The sequence below is a fragment of the Pseudomonas sp. genome (assembly GCF_048269965.1).
In the GTDB taxonomy this organism is placed as follows: domain Bacteria; phylum Pseudomonadota; class Gammaproteobacteria; order Pseudomonadales; family Pseudomonadaceae; genus Aquipseudomonas.
The window spans coordinates 172,372-188,786 of sequence record NZ_JBLWTV010000008.1 but is presented as its reverse complement, the minus strand read 5'-3'; the positions used below and the strand labels follow the sequence as shown (position 1 = coordinate 188,786).

The window sequence follows — 16,415 nt, the reverse complement described above, 5'->3', positions numbered from 1 at the left end:
CCGCCCTACGGCGAGCGAGGCGCCCCAATGAGCGACAGAACCGATCTCGAGCTGGCACTGATCCAGACCACCCTGGCCTGGCACGATCCGGCCGCCAACCGCGAGCACTTCCGGGTGTTGCTGGAACAGGCGCGCGGCGCCGATCTGGTGATCCTGCCGGAAATGTTCACCAGCGGGTTTTCCATGGAGTCGGCCGAGCTGGCCGAGCCCGAGGATGGCCCCAGCAGCGCCTGGCTGTGCGAGCAGGCGCGGCGTATCGATGCGGTGATCTGCGGCAGCCTGATCATCCAGGCGGCGGACGGCAGTTACCGCAATCGCCTGCTCTGGGCGCGCCCGGACGGCTCGCTGGCGCATTACGACAAGCGTCATCTGTTTCGCATGGCCGGTGAGCACAAGCATTACAGCGCAGGTGACGAGCAGGTGGTGCTGGCGCTCAAGGGCTGGCGAGTGCGCCCGCTGATCTGCTACGACCTGCGCTTCCCGGTGTGGAGCCGTGACGCCGGTGGTACCGATCTTCTGCTGTATACCGCCAACTGGCCGGGTGCGCGCCGCCAGCACTGGAACCGCCTGCTGCCGGCGCGAGCGATCGAGAACCTGTGCTATGTCGCGGCTGTGAACCGCGTCGGCGAGGACGGCAAGGGCCATGGGTATACTGGCGACTCCCAGGTCCTGGATTTCCAGGGCGAGGCGCTGCTGGCGGCAGGCGATGGCGACGGTGTGTTCCGCAGCCGGCTGTCGAGCGAGGCACTGGCTGCCTACCGCGAGCGCTTCCCCGCACACCTGGATGCCGATGCCTTCACCTTGAACTGACCAGGAGCTACATGAACATGGACGTACAGCAGAGCAATCCCTTCCAGCCGCCGCAGGCCGACCTGCAACAGGCCACCACGCAGCAGTCGCCGCTCTACAGCGTCGCGGGTGTTGGCCTGGCGACCTTCATCGGCACGCCGCTGGCCGGCGCCTGGTTGCTGGCGCATAACCTGCAGCTGCTCGGCAAGGCGGATCGAGTCGCGTTGGTCTGGGGTATTTCCGTCTTCCTTCTGGTGGTGACCTTGGTCCTGGCTTTCGTGTTGCCGGAAGAGGTGCCCGCCATGCCGTTCGCCATCGCACAGTTGATGGCGATGATCATGCTGGCCAAGAACCTCATGGAGGCCGATCTCAAGCAGCATGCCGAGGCCGGTGGTGCGTTGCTGTCCAACTGGCGGGCGGCGGGTATCGGTCTGATGTTCACCCTTGGCCTGGCCGCGCTGATGTTCGCGGTGCTGATGATCTTCGATATCTGAACGTCTTGATTCGCGGATTTGCTCCGTGCGATGAACGCGCGGGCTCGAGTCTGGTGGCGATGCTTCGTAGGGTGCGCCGCGCGCACCGGGGTCGACGATGGCTGATCTTCGGTGAACACACGGCGCACCCTACGGTGCTGATGATTGTCGAGTCGTGAGCGTCCTGCTCGCGGATTTGATCCGGGCCATGCATACAAAAACGCCGGGCATTGCCCGGCGTTTTCGTGTTCGGCGCTGAGAAATCAGGCCGCTTGCGACTCGGCCTGGCTCAGGGCGCGGTTCAGCGCGCTGAACAGGGCGCGGAAGCTCGCCGTGGTCAGGTTCTCGTCGATGCCGATGCCGTGCAGGGCACGACCGCCGTTGACGCGCAGTTCGATGTAGGCCGCCGCCTTGGCATGGGTGCCGGCGCCGATGGCGTGCTCGCTGTAGTCCATGACTTCGACCGCGACCGGCAGCGCAGCCGCCAGCGCTTCCAGCGGGCCTTTGCCGATGCCGCGCCAGTGGTGATTTTCACCACCTTCGACGACTTCCACATCCACTGCGCTGGTGCCGTTTTCTTCCTGCAGGCGATGGCCTTTCAGGGCGTAGGGGCTGCGCGCTTGCAGGTACTCGGTTTCGAGCAGTTGATGGATCTGTGCGGCAGTCATTTCCAGGCCGAGACGGTCGGTTTCACGCTGCACCACCTGGCTGAACTCGATCTGCATGCGACGCGGCAGGCAGATGCCGTACTCCTGTTCGAGCAGGAAGGTGATGCCGCCCTTGCCCGACTGACTGTTCACGCGAATCACCGCCTCGTAGTCACGGCCGATGTCGGCCGGATCGATCGGCAGGTAGGGCACTTCCCACAGGGCGTCTTCCTTCTGCTGGGCGAAGCCCTTGCGGATGGCGTCCTGGTGCGAGCCGGAGAAGGCGGTGTGTACCAGATCGCCGACGTACGGGTGGCGCGGGTGTACTGGGATCTGGTTGCAGTCCTCGACCACCTTGCGCACGGCATCGATGTCGGAGAAGTCCAGCTGCGGATCGATGCCCTGGGTGTAGAGGTTCAGCGCCAGGGTCACCAGGCAGACGTTGCCGGTGCGCTCGCCGTTGCCGAACAGGCAGCCTTCGACGCGGTCGGCGCCGGCCATCACGGCCAGCTCCGAAGCGGCAACGCCGGTGCCACGGTCATTGTGGGTGTGCACGCTGATCAGCACGCTGTCACGGCGGTCGACGTGGCGGCCGAACCACTCGATCTGGTCGGCGTAGTTGTTCGGCGTGGCGCACTCGATGGTGGCCGGCAGATTGAGGATCAGCTTGTTCGCCGGGGTCGGTTGGAACACGCCGATCACTGCGTTGCACACCTCGACGGCGAAGTCGATTTCGGTGCTGCTGAACACTTCCGGCGAGTACTCGAAGCCCCACTGGGTTTCCGGCGCGGCATCGGCCAGGCGCTTGATGGTGGTGCCGGCGGCCACGGCGATGGCTTTGACTCCGGCCTTGTCCTGGTTGAAGACGATCTTGCGGAAGCTCGGCGCGCAGGCATTGTAGTAATGCACGATGGCCTTCTTCGCGCCCTTGAGCGACTCGAAAGTGCGCTCGATGAGATCGTCACGGGCCTGGGTCAGCACCTGAATGGTGACGTCGTCGGGGATGTGGCCACCTTCGATCAGCTCACGGACGAAGTCGAAGTCGGTCTGCGAGGCGGACGGGAAGCCCACTTCGATTTCCTTCAGGCCCACGGCCACCAGGCACTTGAAGAAGCGCATCTTCTTCTGCGCATCCATCGGCTCGATCAGCGACTGGTTACCGTCGCGCAGGTCGGTGGACAGCCAGATCGGTGCCTTGTCGATGATCTTGTCCGGCCAGGTGCGATCCGGAATCTGGATCTGGGTGAAGGGGCGATACTTCTTCGACGGGTCTTTGAGCATGGTCATGGTGAAAATCCTTGGGTCCAGACGCCTTGTCTGGGAAACGAATAGGGCGGTCGACGGTGGCCGGATGGCCGCAGGGATTCAGCCCCGCAGTCGCGGGCTGACCAGGCGTAGGCAGCGATGTTGCCGTAGCAGAATGAGGGTATGTGCAGTGTTCATGCAGCCAACCCTAGTGATCTTGATGAAGGCTGGCAAGCATTGCGTGAAAATTGGTAGAAACGATCTTCTACTGCTCTGTCGCGACGTTTTATGGCGCAGCAGGGCGTTTTTTTGAAGGAGCATTGCGGGGGCGTTCACGGCGAGTCGAAGACCGGGTCTGCCCGGCCTTCGACTCGTGCTTCAGCCTGGTTGCTGAGCCACCAGGGTCGGGCGCAATTCGCGCATGTCCGCCCCGCTCGGATGCTGGAAAACGCGCAGGCCGAACTCGGGGAGAATGGCCAGCAGGTGGTCGAAGATGTCCGACTGGATGCCTTCGTAGGCATTCCAGGCGATGGTGTTGGTGAAGCAGTAGATTTCCAGCGGCAGGCCATCGGCGGTCGGATTGAGCTGGCGGACCAACAGGGTCATGTCCTGGTGGATGTTCGGGTTGTGGCGCAAGTAGTGTTCGACGTAGGCGCGGAAGCTGCCGATGTTGGTGATGCGGCGGGTGTTCACTGCCTCCTTGCCGTGTTCGGCCAGCCTGGTGTTCCAGTCCTGCAGTTCCTGATCCTTGCGGTCCAGGTACTCGTCGAGAAGCATGAAACGGCGCAGGCGGGCGATGTCCTCGTCGCCGAGGAAATGCACGCTGGTCTGATCCAGGTACAGCGCGCGCTTGATCCGGCGGCCGCCGGACTCCTGCATGCCGCGCCAGTTCTTGAACGGGTCGGTGATGAAGCGCTTGGTCGGGATGGTGGTGATGGTCTTGTCCCAGTTCTGCACCTTCACGGTGTGCAGGGCAATGTCGATCACATCGCCATCGGCGTTGAGCTGGGGCATTTCCACCCAGTCGCCGACGCGCACGATATCGCTGGAAGAAATCTGCACGCTGGCCACCAGTGACAGCAGGGTGTCCTGGAAGATCAACATCAGCACGGCAGCCATGGCGCCGAGACCCGACAGCAGGATCAGCGGCGAGCGGTCGATCAGCGTCGCTACTATCAGGATCGCGGCGATGGCGAAGATGGCGATCTTGATCACCTGCAGGTAGCCCTTGATCGGCTTCAGGTGCGCATTCGGGCGGCGCTGATAGAGGGTGTTGAGAATATCCAGCAGGGCGCCGATGGCCAGTGCGATGGTCAGCACGATGAAGGCGCCGCAGACGTTCTGCGTAACCGTCACCACGGCTTCCGGCATGCCCGGCACCACGGCCACACCGGAGGAGAGCACCAGCGCCGGTACGATATTGGACAGGCGCGTGATGATGCCGCTTTCCTTGATCTGGCCATGGCGGCCAACGGCGGTGGCGCCCACCACGCGGTAGATGGCGCGTACCAGAATGCGTTTGACGATCCAGTTCGACAGCCAGGCGGCAAGGATCAGGGCGAGGGTAGCGCTCAGGGTGAGCAGTTCCGGCTGAGTGTTCAGCCAGTCCATCCAGGTGTTGAGCTCATTCGGCATTTCCGGCTCCGAAGCAGACAGGAGGAATGACCGACGCTGCAGGGCGGCCATCTGAGCCGCGGTACCCTAGCAAAAATACTCGGTTAACCCAAACGGCAGCTGTTGCAGGCTGAGTGCTCTCAGGGCTTGAACGCGCCGATGAAGATCGCCGGGTCGACCCGCGCGTCGTTGAGGCTGACGTTCCAGTGAAGGTGCGGGCCGGTGGCGCGTCCGGTGGCGCCGACCTTGCCGACATGGCCGCCTCGGGCAATGTCGTCGCCGAGCTTCACGTCGACCTCGGACAGGTGGCAGAACATGCTGATCAACCCCTGGCCGTGGTCGAGGAACACTGTCTTGCCATTGAAGAAGTAGTCGCCGATGAGGATCACCTTGCCGGCTGCTGGCGCCTTGATCGGGGTGCCACGGTTGGCGGCGAAATCCAGGCCCGAGTGCGGGTTGCGTTCCTCGCCGTTGAAGAAACGACGCAAGCCGAACGGGCTGGACAGCGGGCCGTTGACCGGTTTGTCGAACAGCAGATTGCTCGGCTGGCGTGCGCTGAACTGCCGGTAGGCGCGGGTCTGCTCGGCCAGTTCGCGTTCGATGCGTTTGAGGTTGGCGGCGTTGGGCGTGACCTGCTGCTGGTTCTTGATGGTGATGCGCTGCTCGGTGTAGTGCTTGGCACCCACCTGGAAGCTCAGCCTCTGGCCGCCCTCGACCTCTACCTGCTGAGCGCCGGGTTTGACGCTGAGCGGAATGCCGATGATGGCGATCCAGCGCTTGCCGTCCTCATGCACGGTGAGCACCGGCTTGTCCTGATAGCGCACCTTCGGCGCTTGTGCCGGGTTGCCCAGATCGATCACCGCCACACCGCCCGGCACCGGCTTGTTGAGCAGGCGGGTGATGAAGCCTTCGGCATGGGTGGGGAGGGTGAGCGTGAGGGCAATACAGGCCAATAACAATCGCAGCATAGTGGGCATGGAGCTGGGTTTCCGATTCGAGATCGCGGGCTATGCTGGCGCAAATACGCGCCGCTGCAAAGCCCGGCGGACGTCGATGGCCTTTATCAATGTGTCTCGGCAGCCAGTTGTTGCTCCAGTTGCTTGCGCCACAGGGTGTCGAGTGTCTGCAGTTGCACTGGACCGTACAGCGCCGCTGACGCGCCGGTGTGCCAGGCCCAGAGTTGATCGCCGTAGTCGTAATGCCACCACTCGCTGGACAGGTTGCTGAAGCCTTGCGCCGCCATGGCGTTGTAGAGCGTGCGGCGGTTGTCGCGTACCTGCAAGTCACGCTCGCGGTAGTCCGCGAGCTGCTCGAAGTGTGCCGTGGCCGACAGTGGGCTGGCCTCGTCGAAGGCCGTACCCATATCCAGCCAGCGGCCGTCTTCGTCGCACAGGGTGACGTCCACGGCGCCTCCGGTCAGGTGCGGACTTGGCATGTTGCGGCTGCTGCTGGGCGGCGAGACGAACTGTCGGGTCAGGTGCTCGAGCTGGCGCTCGTCCAGTTTCGGGTAGTACTCGCGGATGGCGTCATACAGGCTGTCGTACAGATACTGCTGCACGGCGAACGGACGCCAGGCATCGAGCACCACCAGATGTATGCCGTGTGGCAGGCTTCTGGCTACCTGCAGCAGGCGCTCGAATACAGCCATGCGTGAATAGCATTCGGGCAGCGCATGGCGCACCCCCATGCGGAAATAGGCTGGGTATACGCGCAGTACCCGGCTCAGGCTTAGGGGGTGCAGCGGCTGTTCGTCATCGACGATGGGAATGGCTGCGACGGCTGGCCAGTCCGGCTCGGGTTGCAGCGGGATCGGGGTGGTGAAAGAAGTCATGGCATCAGCTCAGCAGGCGGGGTAACCACAGGGTCAGGGACGGGAAGATGATCAGCAGGTAGAGCACCCCGAGCGCCATCAGCACGAACGGCCAGATACCCTTGAACATCTCGATGATGTCCAGCTTGCTGATCGTCGCGACGATGAACAGACAGGCTCCCATGGGGGGCGTGATCATGGCGATGGTGATGTTGAGGGTAAAGATCAGCCCCAGGTGTACCGGATCCACGCCGGCGGCCAGGGCCACCGGGACGATGATCGGCGTCAGCAGCATCAGCACCGAGACTTCTTCCATGACCATGCCGCAGATGAAGATGATGGCGCTGATCACCAGCAGGATCAGGGTCGGCGAGTCGCTGAACGGACCCAGCAGCTCGGCGAAGGCGCTGGCGACCTGGGTGTAGTTGAGTAGCCAGTTGACCACAGACGCGGCGGCGATGATGGCGTAGATACTGCCGGTCAGGCGCACGGTTTCACGCAGCGAGGCCCAGAAGCCCTGGAGCGAGAGTTGGCCGCGCAGCAGTCCGATCACCGCGACGTAGAGCACGATGAGGGCGCCCGACTCGGTTGGGGTGACGACGCCTAGGACAATGCCGGCGACGATCAGCACCGGCGCCACCAGGGCGGTTGCTGCACCGCAGAGGGCGGCGAACATTTCGCTCCAGGCCGGTTTGGCATGGCGTGTCTGCAGGCCGGCCTTGTGCGCATAGATCGCGTTCATCGCCATGAAGCCCAGTGCCAGCAACAGGCCTGGCATCACGCCCGCGAGGAAGAGTTCACCGACCGACGTGTTGGTCAGCGAGGAGTAGAGAATCATGAAGATGCTCGGCGGGATGATCGGACCGATCAACGAGCTGCCAGCAGTCAGGCCGGCGGCGAATTTGCGCGAGTAGCCCTCCTTTTCCATCGCGGGCACCAGCAGCGAGCTGAGCGCCGAGGCATCGGCGGCAGCCGAGCCGTTGACACCTGCGAAGAACACGCCGGCCACCACGTTGACGTGACCGAGGCCGCCACGCAGGTGGCCGACCATGGCATTGGCCAGGCGTATCAGGCGCGGGGTCATGCCGGAGGTGTTCATCAGGTTGCCGGCGAGGATGAACAGCGGAATGGCCATCAGCGAGAAGATGTCCATGCCGCCGAAAAAACGCTGCGGCAGGATGTTGATGAACAGGTTGACGTCGACGAACAGGAAGCCGACCAGAGCAGTCAGCAGCAGGCAGAAGAACAGCGGCAGGCCCAGCAGCAGGTTGACGACGAAGGCGAGAAGCATGGCAACACCCATCATGGCTGCACGCTCCCGGTTGTTTCATCGGTGTCGGATGCCGCCGGCCAGGGGCCGCGCAACAGGATCAGCAGCGTCAGCAGGCTGAAGCCAATAGGCAGGCTGAGCAGCGGCCAGGTCCGGCTCACGCCCAGACCCAGGCTGCGAAAGCGCCCGGCATCGAGCGCATAGCGCAGGCTGACCCAACTGGCGAATGCGAAGAAGGCGGTGGCTGCCAGCCATTGATAGAGGCGTACCCAGCGCGCCAGATGCGCAGGCAGGCGCTCTTCCAGCAGATTGATGCGCATGTGCCCGCCCTCGACCCACAGGGCGCCCAGCACCAGCATGACGCTGCCGATGATCAGGTAGCGGGCCATCTCATCCAGCCAGATCGGTGCGCTACCGAGCAGGTAGCGGGCGAATACGCCGTAGATGAGCAATAGCAGATCGAGCAGTAACAGAAGGGCGCCGAGATTGAACAGCAGGGCGCGCACACGTTTGATGAACGCAGGCATGGTGGCTCCAAGGCGAAGACTGGGCCGCGCCCTGGTCAAGCAGGGCGGGCCGTGGCAGGCGGTGGGTTACTGGACGGTGTTCAGCCCGACGTCCTGGAGTGCCTTGTCGATCCAGCCGGCATCGATGCTCTGTTCCCTGAGCCAGCTCAGGTAGGCCGGTTGGCCCTGACTGCGAAATGCCTGCAGATCCTCGGTCGAAGGTTCGATGATTTCCATGCCCTTCTCCTTGAGGAAGGCCAGTTCCTTTTCCTGCTGTTGGGCAATCGCCTCACGATTCAGGCGTGTGGCCTCCAGCGCTGCGTCGGTGAGCGCCTGGCGATCCTTTGCCGAGAGCGAGTCGAGCATTGCACCGTTGGCCACCAGGAACTGGTCGGAATACTGGATGTTGGCCAGGGTCAGGTACTTCTGCACCTGATAGAGGCTGCCGAGGATGATGTACGAGGTCGGGTTCATTTGCCCGTCGGCTACACCGGAGCGCAGCGCCATGTAGAGCTCGGTCCACGGAATGGGTGTACCGGAGGCGCCGAAGGATTCATACAGGGCGACCTGGCTGGGGTCCATCGCGCGAAAGCGCAGGCCCTTGAAGTCCGCCGGTGCCGCGATTGGCTTCTTGCTGTTGGTGAAGTTGAGGAAGCCGCCTTCCTCGACCACTGCCAGCAGTTCCGTGCCGGTGCGCTGTTTGAATTCCTGCTTGGCGGCCTGCCAGTAGGAGCCCTGATCGAAGAAGCTGTGGGCAGCCTGGGCGTCCTTGAACATGAACGGAATGGCGCTGACGTAGATCTCCGGGAACAGCGGGGCGATGCCGGCAAAAGAGGCCACGTTGAGTCCCGGGCCGCTGATCACCTGTTCCATGCGTTGTTCTTCTTCACCGAGCATGCTGTTGGGGTAGAGCTTGATTTCCAGCTCGCCACCGCTCTTTTCCTCGACCAGACGCTTGACGTTGCTGGCGAACAGGTGAACCGGGTTTTTCTCCAGGTCGGCCGCGCCGTTGTAGCTCATGTTGATGACGGTGGCCGCCTGGGCGAGGGACGCGCTCAAGCCCATGGCGGTGAGCAGCAGGCCAGTGCCGAAATGGCGGCCGAGATTGCCGAACAGAGTCGTTTGCATATTGTTTTCCTTATGGCAGAACTAGGGTAGAGAAGGGCGCGGACTGCTTGGTTCTTATAGGAAAAGCGAAGCTTTGGCGCAGGAGCAGAGACACGCTAGCCGTTGTCGTGTTGACTATTCAAGTCGAAGGGTGATGCATGAAAGTCAACACCTGAACGGCGCTGTCAGGCGCTGCGAGCCAGCCCCGGCGCATCGCCGCTGAAGAAGCGCATGCTGTTGCGCAGGTGCTCCAGGCAGGCCAGGCTGGCCACCGTCAGCTCACGCCCCTGGTGGCTGAGAATGCGCGCGCGGGCATCGCGCAGTGCCGGGTTGGCCATGGGCAGTCGGCGGATGCTGCCGGCTTGCAGCTCATGGCTGACGGTCAGCTCCGGCATGAAGGCCACGCCAATGCCGGATTTGACGAAGTTGGTGAGCACGGCCACCGAGTTGGTGCGAAGCTTGGGGCGCAGTTCCATGTGCTCCAACTGCGCCACCATCACTGCCAGCTGGCCCATGCCGGTGCTGCTGTGGATCAGCGCCAGGGCTTCGCCGCGCAGCTCGGTCATCGATACGGGACCGCGATGATTGGCCAGGCGATGCTGCGGCGGGATGATCAGGTCGAGTGGCTGGCGGGTGTCGACATGCACCGTCAGGGCTTCGTCCTCGATCGGTGCATAGACCAGTGCGAGGTCGACGGCATCTTCCTTGAGCAAGCCAACGGCCTCGTTGGCACCGGCCATCTGCACTTCCAGGTCGATACCGGGATAGCGCAGGATGAAGCTCTGCAGCGGCTGCGAAATCAGGTCGGTGATGAAGCCTTCACCGACCGCGATGCGGACGCTGCCCTGACGCAGCCCCTGCAGGTCGCAGAGGCGTGACAGCACGCCCTGCTCGTTGGCGCGCTGCTGGCGGAAGTGGGCGACCAGCATGTTGCCGGCCTCGGTGGGAATCACACCCTGTGGCGTGCGTTCCAGCAGGCGAATTTCCAGTTCCTCTTCCAGCGCGCTGAGTTGTCGGCTGATGGCCGACGGATCGATGTTCAGGTGTTGGGCGGCTTTGCGCAGGGAGCGAAAGTGCACGACCTCATTCAGGTAGGCGAGGGCGCGCTGGCTCAGGCGGGACATCGGCAGGGCCTCCGGCGGCAGTCAGTCCAGCAGCGACAGCGTCGCCGGTTGTATGTGATTGTCTTCGACGCGTACATCCAGTTCACCCTCGCTCAGGCGCGCCTTGAGGCGATGGCCCGGCCGGGTCTGTGCGGCGCTGCGCACGGCGTGGCCGCGTTCGTCGAGGAGGATGCTGTAGCCACGGCCCAGGGTGGCCAGAGGGCTGACGATCTGCAGTTGCGCCGCAAGCGCGCCCAGTTGCTGGCGCTGGTTGCGCAGCTGACCTTGCATGGCACGCGGCAGGCGCGTGGCCAGGCCATCCAGACGCTGGCGCAGCAGGGCCAGGTTGCGCCCCGGATGCTGGGCGGCGAGGCGTGCATCGAGGCGGGCCAGGCGCTCGCGTTGATTGGCCAACTGCTGGTTGAAGGCGCGGCGCAGGCGCATGTCCAGGTCGTCCAGGCGCTGGGCTTGCTGGCGCAGTCGCTCGCCAGGGTGGCGCAGGCGTCGGCTCGTTCCTTCCAGGCGTAGGCGTTCGCGGGCGAGGCGGCCTTGCATGTGCAGGACCAGGCGGCGTTGCAGGTTGTGCAGGCGCTGCACCAGCTCGCTGCTGTCGGGTGCCAGCAGTTCGGCGGCGGCCGAAGGTGTCGGTGCACGCACATCGGCGACGAAATCGGCGATGGACACGTCCGTCTCGTGGCCCACGGCGCTGACGATGGGCGTGACACAGGCCGCCACGGCGCGAGCAACGGCTTCCTCGTTGAAACACCAGAGGTCTTCCAGCGAGCCGCCGCCACGGGCCAGGATCAGTGCATCGAACCCCTGTGCGTCGGCGCGCTGCAGGGCGCGGACGATCTGCGCCGTGGCGTCACGGCCCTGCACGGCGGTGGGGATCAGGTTCAGCTCCACCTGCGGCGCGCGGCGGCGGAATACGCTGATGATGTCGCGGATCACCGCACCGGTCGGTGAGGTGACGATGCCGATACGCTTGGGATGGGCGGGCAGGGCGATCTTGCGTTCGGTGGCGAACAATCCCTCTGCACCAAGTTTTTCTTTCAGCGCCTCGAAGGCCAGGCGCAGGGCGCCGTCACCGGCTGGCTCCACGGCGTCGAGAATCAGCTGGTAGTCGCCGCGCCCCTCGAACAGCGAGACCTTGCCGCGCACCTTGACCGCCAGACCATCACGCAGCGCCTGGCGCACGCGCGCGGCGTTCTGCCGGAACAGCGCGCAGCGCACCTGGGCCTGGCTGTCCTTCAGCGTGAAGTAGATGTGGCCGGAGGCAGGACGGGCGAGGTTGGAGATTTCCCCCTCGACCCAGATGCCGGCGAACACGTCCTCCAGCAGCAGGCGGGCGCGGTTGTTGAGCTGGCTGACGCTGAGCACCTCGCGGTCGAGGTTCAGGCGGGCAAAAGGGTCATTGATCATGGGCGGCATGATAAGTCGAGAGCGACATCGGCGCGACCTTCATCAGGCGTCTTGCAGCAGGCGTTCGAGCAGCCAGGCCGCGACCGGGCCGAGCTCGCGCTGGCGCGACCAGATGGCGTCCACCGTCACCCGCCGTGGCCAGCCACTGCAGGGCAGTTCATGCAGGCCACCGAAACCGTAGGCATCGACCAGTTGCCGAGGCAACTCGGCCCAACCGAAGCCGAGTCGTGCCATTTCCAGCAGCATCAGATAGTCCGGCGCGGCCCAGCAGCGGCCGCCGCTGCCGGGCAACTCGTCGGTGTTCGCATCGTCATGGGCGACGCTGCTCAGGCGCAGCAGGCGCCAGCGCGACAAGTCGTCCTGGCGCACCTGGGGCAACGTGCTCAGGGGGTGACCCTTGGCGACGAACAGGCCGAACTCGCTGCTCATTTCCAGGCGGGCGTGGGCGATATGCGGCGGATAGGTCGCTTGCGCACCAAGCAGTCCCAACTGCGCGCGGCCTTGAGTGACCAGGTCGAGTACGTCGTTCTGTTCGGCGATCAGGCTCTCGAACTGCAGATCGGGGAAGCGCTGATCCAGCTCCTGCAGGCGCACTTCGTACTGCTTCGGCTGGTAGGCATCGGACAGCGCCAGCGTCAGGCGCGCCTCCTGGCCTCTGGCCAGGCCGGCGGCGTGTCGCGCCAGACGGTCGCTGGCGCTCAGGACTTCCTCGGCGTGAGCCAGCAGGCTGGCACCGGCTGCGGTCAGCTGCAGCTTGCGTGGGCCGCGTTCGAACAGTGCCACACCCAGGTCGATTTCCAGGCGGGCGACGGCCTCGCTGATGGTCGATTGGCTCTTGCCCAGACGCCGCGCTGCGGCGCTGAGCGATCCGCAGTTAGCCGCCTGGGCGAAGGCCTGGAGGGAATCGGGGGAAATATTCATATCGGTTTTGCCGATGGCAGCTGCCTTTGGATTGGCTGATATTCCGATGATCATAGCGCTCGTCGTCACTTATCACGAGGTTCGTTTCATGACTCAGCCCCTGCCGCGCTCCCTGCGTGAGCGCATCGGTCACGCCCTGGCCTTCGAGACCATCGCCGTGCTCATCTGCGCGCCGACCATGGCCTGGTTCATGGACAAGCCGCTGCTGCACCTGGGTGTGCTGACCCTGATGTTCTCCACCGTGGCGATGCTGTGGAACATGCTGTTCAACTATCTGTTCGACCGCGCACAGAGTCGTCTGGGCTTCGAGCGCGGCCTGTGGGCGCGGGTCAGCCATGCGCTGCTGTTCGAGCTGGGTTTGATCGTCGTGCTGGTACCACTGGCCGCCTGGTGGCTGTCGATTGGCCTGCTCGAGGCGTTGCTGCTGGATATCGTGCTGATCCTGTTCTTCCTGCCTTATACCCTGGCGTTCAACTGGATCTATGACCTGTTGCGTGCGCGCTGGCTGGCTCGGCGCGAAGCACAGGCGATTGCTGCGATCTGTCGCGGGGCTTGATTTGCCGGTGGCAGCGCCTAAGCTGCCGCCTTTCTTTGCGCCCACTTCGAGCCCCATGACCGCACAACTGATCCTCGTCCCGCAGATATCCACGCTTCCCGCTCACGAGCAAAAGGCCCAAGCCATGCTGCGCTGGCTGGTCAAGCGGGAAATCGTCGAGGCGCTGCCGACCACCTGCGGTCAGGGCGGCAACGGCATGGCCTACGCCATCGGGCCAGGCGCTCGGCGTATCGCCCAGCGTCCCGAGTTGCTGCCCTATGGTCAGGCGCACAATGGCCTGGAGATCATCACCAACCGCTGCATATACATGCCGACGCAGGGCTTTCTCGAAGAGGCGGGCTGCGCCGAATGCCGCAAGGAAGTGGGCGTGCCGCTGTTCGACAGCCTGGAGCTGTGGTGGCCAGGGGAAACCGACAACTTCACCTGCCCGGAGTGCGGGCATGAAGATGACATCAACGGCTTCCTGTTCCTGCAACCCTGCGGGTTTTCCAACCTGGGCTTCATCTTCAACGGCTGGATGGACGCCGGCCTGCGCCCGGCGTTCGTCGAAGAGTTCGGCGAACGCCTGGGCTTTGCGGTGAGGCAGGTGCAGGTCGACGATCCGGCTTGAGCAGGTGCGCTTAGGCCCGTGGGAGGGGGGGCAGCCGCGACTTGCGCTGTCTTCAGTCACCGCTGAAGCGCCTCCCACAGGCGCTCGGCAGTTGCCATCAGGCTAAGGTCAGAACTCGACGCTGGCCGACAGGCGCACTTCGCGTGGCTCGCCCACTGCAACGCGTAGATTGCCGCCGCTGGAGGAGTAGTAACGCTCGTCGAACAGGTTGCGTACGTTCAGCTGCAGGCGGGTCTTTTCGCCGAGCAGTTGGCTGTCCCAGCTGACGAAGGCATCGGCCACGGTGTAGCTGTCCAGCCAGAATGTGTTGGCGTTGTCGCCGGCACGCTCACCGACGTAACGGGCGCCGCCACCCAGTCGCCACTGACCCAACTCCTGGGGCAGATGCAGACGATGGACGAGGTAGAGGCTGCCGACATTGCGCGCGGCGTTGACCAGTTCGTTGCCTTCGTTGGCCGGGTCATCGAGGATTTCCGTATCGGTGTAGGCGTAGCTGCCAAGCAGTTCCCAGCGCTCGCTGAGGCGGCCGGTGATATCCAACTCTACGCCGCGCGAACCGACCTTGCCTGCGGCTTCCGATACGGAATTGTTGGTAACTACTACGTTTTCCTTCTCGATATCGAACAGCGCCAGGCTGGCGCCGATACCTTGAGGCAGATCGAGTTTCACGCCCAGCTCGTAGCTGCGACCTTCTTCGGGGTCGAATGCCTGGCCGGTATCGGTATCCGAGGCATTGGGCACGAAGGAGCGGCTGTAGTTACCGTAGAACGCCACCTGGTCGTTCAATTGGAACACCAATCCGCCGAAGGGCAGGAAGGTGGTGTCTTGCCGGTCGGTGGTCGGCTTGTACAGCGCCCCTCGACCTTGCCCGACCAACTGCTCGAAGCGCTGGTAACGGCCGCCAAGCACCAGAATCCACTGCTCGTTCAAGTGCCAGTTGTCTTTCACGTAAAGTGAGCGCGAATGCAGTTCGTCGCGGCGATCGCTCTGTGACAGATTGAGCAGGGAGGGTGCGGCAAGGTTGCCGTAGACCGGGTTGTAGATGTTGAAGCTGCCGACAGCCGGGCCGCGCCAGGTATCGCCACGAAAGTTGTCGACGCGCTCTGTGTCTGCACCAATCAGCAGATCATGGCGCTGACCGAATAGCGTGGCCTTGCCGATCCAGTCCCAGGCCAGATATTGGGTCTGGTTGTCATGCTCGCTACCATCGGAGCGGCGGCTGAGCGCGCCTGTATTGGCATTCAGAGTGTTGGGGCGAGCTTCGGCATAGTCGTAGCGCTCGTTGTTCCAGCCGTAGGTGAGGCGGCTCGACCAGTCGGCGCTGAGCTGGTACTCGGCAGTAGCCGTGAGCAGTTCATCGATACCTTCAGCCTTGGACCAGTGCTCGCTGAAACGGTCGTTATAGGAAACCTTGGCCGGCTTGCCGTTGATGATCACCGTGCCTCGATCCACCGGGCTGCTGTATTCCTTGTATTCGTAGGCGATGTTGAGGCGCAGACGTTCGCCTTCCCAGCTCAGCGAGGGCGCGATCAGGCTGTGCTCTTCTTCGCCGAAGTTACGCCAATAATCTTCGTGCTGACGCTCGGCAACCAGGCGAAAGGCCAGGCCGCTATCGGCAATTGGGCCGGTAACGTCGACTGCCAGGCTGCCTCCGCCGAAGCTGGAGCTGTCCGCGCTCAGTTGCGTGCCCCATTGGTACTGCGGTTTCTTGCTGATGACGTTGATCAGGCCACCCGGTTCCAGGGCACCATAAAGCAGCGACGCCGGCCCCTTGAGCACTTCCACTCGTTCGGTGGTGGCGCTGAAGTTGCGTGAGAGGCTGGAGCGAATGCCGTCACGGAGGATCGACCCGTCGGCGTTGGCACCAAAGCCGCGCTTGACGAAACCGTCCTGAGTGCCAGCCAGTGTGTTGCTCTGGGTCATGCCACTGACGAACTTCATCGCATCGTCCAGCGATCTGACCTGGAAATCCTCGATGGTCTGCGGCGTCACCACCTGTACTGATTGGGCCTCATCCTTGAGTGCGACGGAGGATTTGCTTGCCGTGCTGGCGCGCCTGGCCTGGTAGCCATCTTCTTCCAGGGTGGGCTTGGCGACCACTTCCTGGCTGGGCAGCTCCAGCTCCTGGGCCAGCAGTTGACCGGCTGGAAGCAGGCAAAGGGTAAGCAGAGTGGCGCATCGGCTACTCAAGAAAGGGCGGGTAGATTTCATTTGGCACTCAAGTGCAGATGTTTTTGAGAATCATTATTTTATGATTTTCAAAGCATGACTGCCTAGAGGCATACTTTGCATTGAGTGAAATGGGCTCGCTGGGTATAATGCCGCGCTTCTTATTTTCCCGC

At 63.5% G+C, this 16,415-nt stretch carries 15 protein-coding genes; 4 read left to right on the top strand and 11 right to left on the bottom strand.

The genetic code is table 11. The features are described 5' to 3' along the window. The first annotated feature begins 27 nt into the window (after positions 1-27). Together ACN0X6_RS12055 and ACN0X6_RS12050 are read left to right on the top strand one after the other, a co-directional pair. Positions 28-810 (top strand): amidohydrolase, encoded by a 783-nt coding sequence (locus ACN0X6_RS12055; RefSeq protein ID WP_417704176.1) that lies wholly within the window; start codon positions 28-30, stop codon positions 808-810. A gap of 11 nt (positions 811-821) precedes the next feature. Then, positions 822-1,283 (top strand): hypothetical protein, encoded by a 462-nt coding sequence (locus ACN0X6_RS12050; protein WP_417704175.1) that lies wholly within the window; start codon positions 822-824, stop codon positions 1,281-1,283. 242 nt (positions 1,284-1,525) lie between these two features. Here ACN0X6_RS12050 and leuA read toward each other — a convergent pair whose 3' ends face one another. From leuA to ACN0X6_RS12000, 10 genes are all read right to left on the bottom strand, one after another. Next, positions 1,526-3,196, bottom strand: coding sequence for a 2-isopropylmalate synthase (leuA, locus tag ACN0X6_RS12045; protein WP_160019807.1), 1,671 nt, complete (start codon positions 3,194-3,196; stop codon positions 1,526-1,528). A gap of 336 nt (positions 3,197-3,532) precedes the next feature. Further along, on the bottom strand, positions 3,533-4,789 hold the full coding sequence (locus ACN0X6_RS12040; protein WP_417704173.1) for a mechanosensitive ion channel family protein: 1,257 nt from the start codon (positions 4,787-4,789) through the stop codon (positions 3,533-3,535). Between the two features lie 119 nt (positions 4,790-4,908). Continuing rightward, positions 4,909-5,736, bottom strand: coding sequence for a peptidoglycan DD-metalloendopeptidase family protein (locus tag ACN0X6_RS12035; RefSeq protein WP_417704241.1), 828 nt, complete (start codon positions 5,734-5,736; stop codon positions 4,909-4,911). Between the two features lie 95 nt (positions 5,737-5,831). After that, complete coding sequence (locus ACN0X6_RS12030; protein WP_417704172.1) at positions 5,832-6,599, bottom strand: M15 family metallopeptidase; 768 nt, start codon at positions 6,597-6,599, stop codon at positions 5,832-5,834. Between the two features lie 4 nt (positions 6,600-6,603). Next, positions 6,604-7,884, bottom strand: a complete 1,281-nt coding sequence (locus tag ACN0X6_RS12025) for a TRAP transporter large permease (protein WP_417704170.1) — start codon at positions 7,882-7,884, stop codon at positions 6,604-6,606. Beyond that, entirely contained in the window at positions 7,881-8,375 is a 495-nt protein-coding gene (locus tag ACN0X6_RS12020; protein WP_417704169.1) for a TRAP transporter small permease, read from the bottom strand. The genes ACN0X6_RS12025 and ACN0X6_RS12020 overlap by 4 nt, the downstream gene beginning before the upstream one ends. Before the next feature lie 66 nt (positions 8,376-8,441). Next, a complete protein-coding gene (gene dctP, locus ACN0X6_RS12015) occupies positions 8,442-9,482 on the bottom strand; it encodes a TRAP transporter substrate-binding protein DctP (RefSeq protein ID WP_417704167.1) in 1,041 nt (346 codons plus the stop codon). A gap of 164 nt (positions 9,483-9,646) precedes the next feature. Continuing rightward, on the bottom strand, positions 9,647-10,585 hold the full coding sequence (locus tag ACN0X6_RS12010; protein ID WP_417704165.1) for a LysR substrate-binding domain-containing protein: 939 nt from the start codon (positions 10,583-10,585) through the stop codon (positions 9,647-9,649). Positions 10,586-10,606: 21 nt separating this feature from the next. Further along, a complete protein-coding gene (xseA, locus tag ACN0X6_RS12005; protein ID WP_417704240.1) occupies positions 10,607-11,986 on the bottom strand; it encodes an exodeoxyribonuclease VII large subunit in 1,380 nt (459 codons plus the stop codon). Positions 11,987-12,028: 42 nt separating this feature from the next. Then, a complete protein-coding gene (locus ACN0X6_RS12000; protein WP_417704163.1) occupies positions 12,029-12,961 on the bottom strand; it encodes a LysR family transcriptional regulator in 933 nt (310 codons plus the stop codon). Between the two features lie 34 nt (positions 12,962-12,995). Here ACN0X6_RS12000 and ACN0X6_RS11995 point away from each other — a divergent pair, with 34 nt between their 5' ends. After that, entirely contained in the window at positions 12,996-13,463 is a 468-nt protein-coding gene (locus ACN0X6_RS11995; RefSeq protein WP_417704161.1) for a multidrug/biocide efflux PACE transporter, read from the top strand. 55 nt (positions 13,464-13,518) lie between these two features. Continuing rightward, positions 13,519-14,073 (top strand): sugar ABC transporter ATPase, encoded by a 555-nt coding sequence (locus tag ACN0X6_RS11990; RefSeq protein ID WP_417704160.1) that lies wholly within the window; start codon positions 13,519-13,521, stop codon positions 14,071-14,073. Between the two features lie 108 nt (positions 14,074-14,181). On the opposite strand, the gene ACN0X6_RS11985 is transcribed toward ACN0X6_RS11990, so the two are convergent. Continuing rightward, a complete protein-coding gene (locus ACN0X6_RS11985; protein ID WP_417704158.1) occupies positions 14,182-16,284 on the bottom strand; it encodes a TonB-dependent siderophore receptor in 2,103 nt (700 codons plus the stop codon). Positions 16,285-16,415: the final 131 nt, after the last annotated feature.

What these genes read in the sequence shown, in the direction of transcription:
- ACN0X6_RS12055 (WP_417704176.1), top strand. Translation starts at nt 28, where the DNA reads ATGAGCGACAGAACCGATCTCGAGCTGGCACTGATCCAGACCACCCTG.
- xseA (WP_417704240.1), bottom strand. Translation starts at nt 11,986, where the DNA reads ATGATCAATGACCCTTTTGCCCGCCTGAACCTCGACCGCGAGGTGCTC.
- ACN0X6_RS12000 (WP_417704163.1), bottom strand. Translation starts at nt 12,961, where the DNA reads ATGATCATCGGAATATCAGCCAATCCAAAGGCAGCTGCCATCGGCAAA.
- ACN0X6_RS11990 (WP_417704160.1), top strand. Translation starts at nt 13,519, where the DNA reads ATGACCGCACAACTGATCCTCGTCCCGCAGATATCCACGCTTCCCGCT.
- ACN0X6_RS12010 (WP_417704165.1), bottom strand. Translation starts at nt 10,585, where the DNA reads ATGTCCCGCCTGAGCCAGCGCGCCCTCGCCTACCTGAATGAGGTCGTG.
- ACN0X6_RS12040 (WP_417704173.1), bottom strand. Translation starts at nt 4,789, where the DNA reads ATGCCGAATGAGCTCAACACCTGGATGGACTGGCTGAACACTCAGCCG.
- ACN0X6_RS11985 (WP_417704158.1), bottom strand. Translation starts at nt 16,284, where the DNA reads ATGAAATCTACCCGCCCTTTCTTGAGTAGCCGATGCGCCACTCTGCTT.
- ACN0X6_RS11995 (WP_417704161.1), top strand. Translation starts at nt 12,996, where the DNA reads ATGACTCAGCCCCTGCCGCGCTCCCTGCGTGAGCGCATCGGTCACGCC.
- ACN0X6_RS12030 (WP_417704172.1), bottom strand. Translation starts at nt 6,599, where the DNA reads ATGACTTCTTTCACCACCCCGATCCCGCTGCAACCCGAGCCGGACTGG.
- leuA (WP_160019807.1), bottom strand. Translation starts at nt 3,196, where the DNA reads ATGACCATGCTCAAAGACCCGTCGAAGAAGTATCGCCCCTTCACCCAG.
- ACN0X6_RS12020 (WP_417704169.1), bottom strand. Translation starts at nt 8,375, where the DNA reads ATGCCTGCGTTCATCAAACGTGTGCGCGCCCTGCTGTTCAATCTCGGC.
- ACN0X6_RS12025 (WP_417704170.1), bottom strand. Translation starts at nt 7,884, where the DNA reads ATGATGGGTGTTGCCATGCTTCTCGCCTTCGTCGTCAACCTGCTGCTG.
- ACN0X6_RS12035 (WP_417704241.1), bottom strand. Translation starts at nt 5,736, where the DNA reads ATGCTGCGATTGTTATTGGCCTGTATTGCCCTCACGCTCACCCTCCCC.
- ACN0X6_RS12050 (WP_417704175.1), top strand. Translation starts at nt 822, where the DNA reads ATGAACATGGACGTACAGCAGAGCAATCCCTTCCAGCCGCCGCAGGCC.
- dctP (WP_417704167.1), bottom strand. Translation starts at nt 9,482, where the DNA reads ATGCAAACGACTCTGTTCGGCAATCTCGGCCGCCATTTCGGCACTGGC.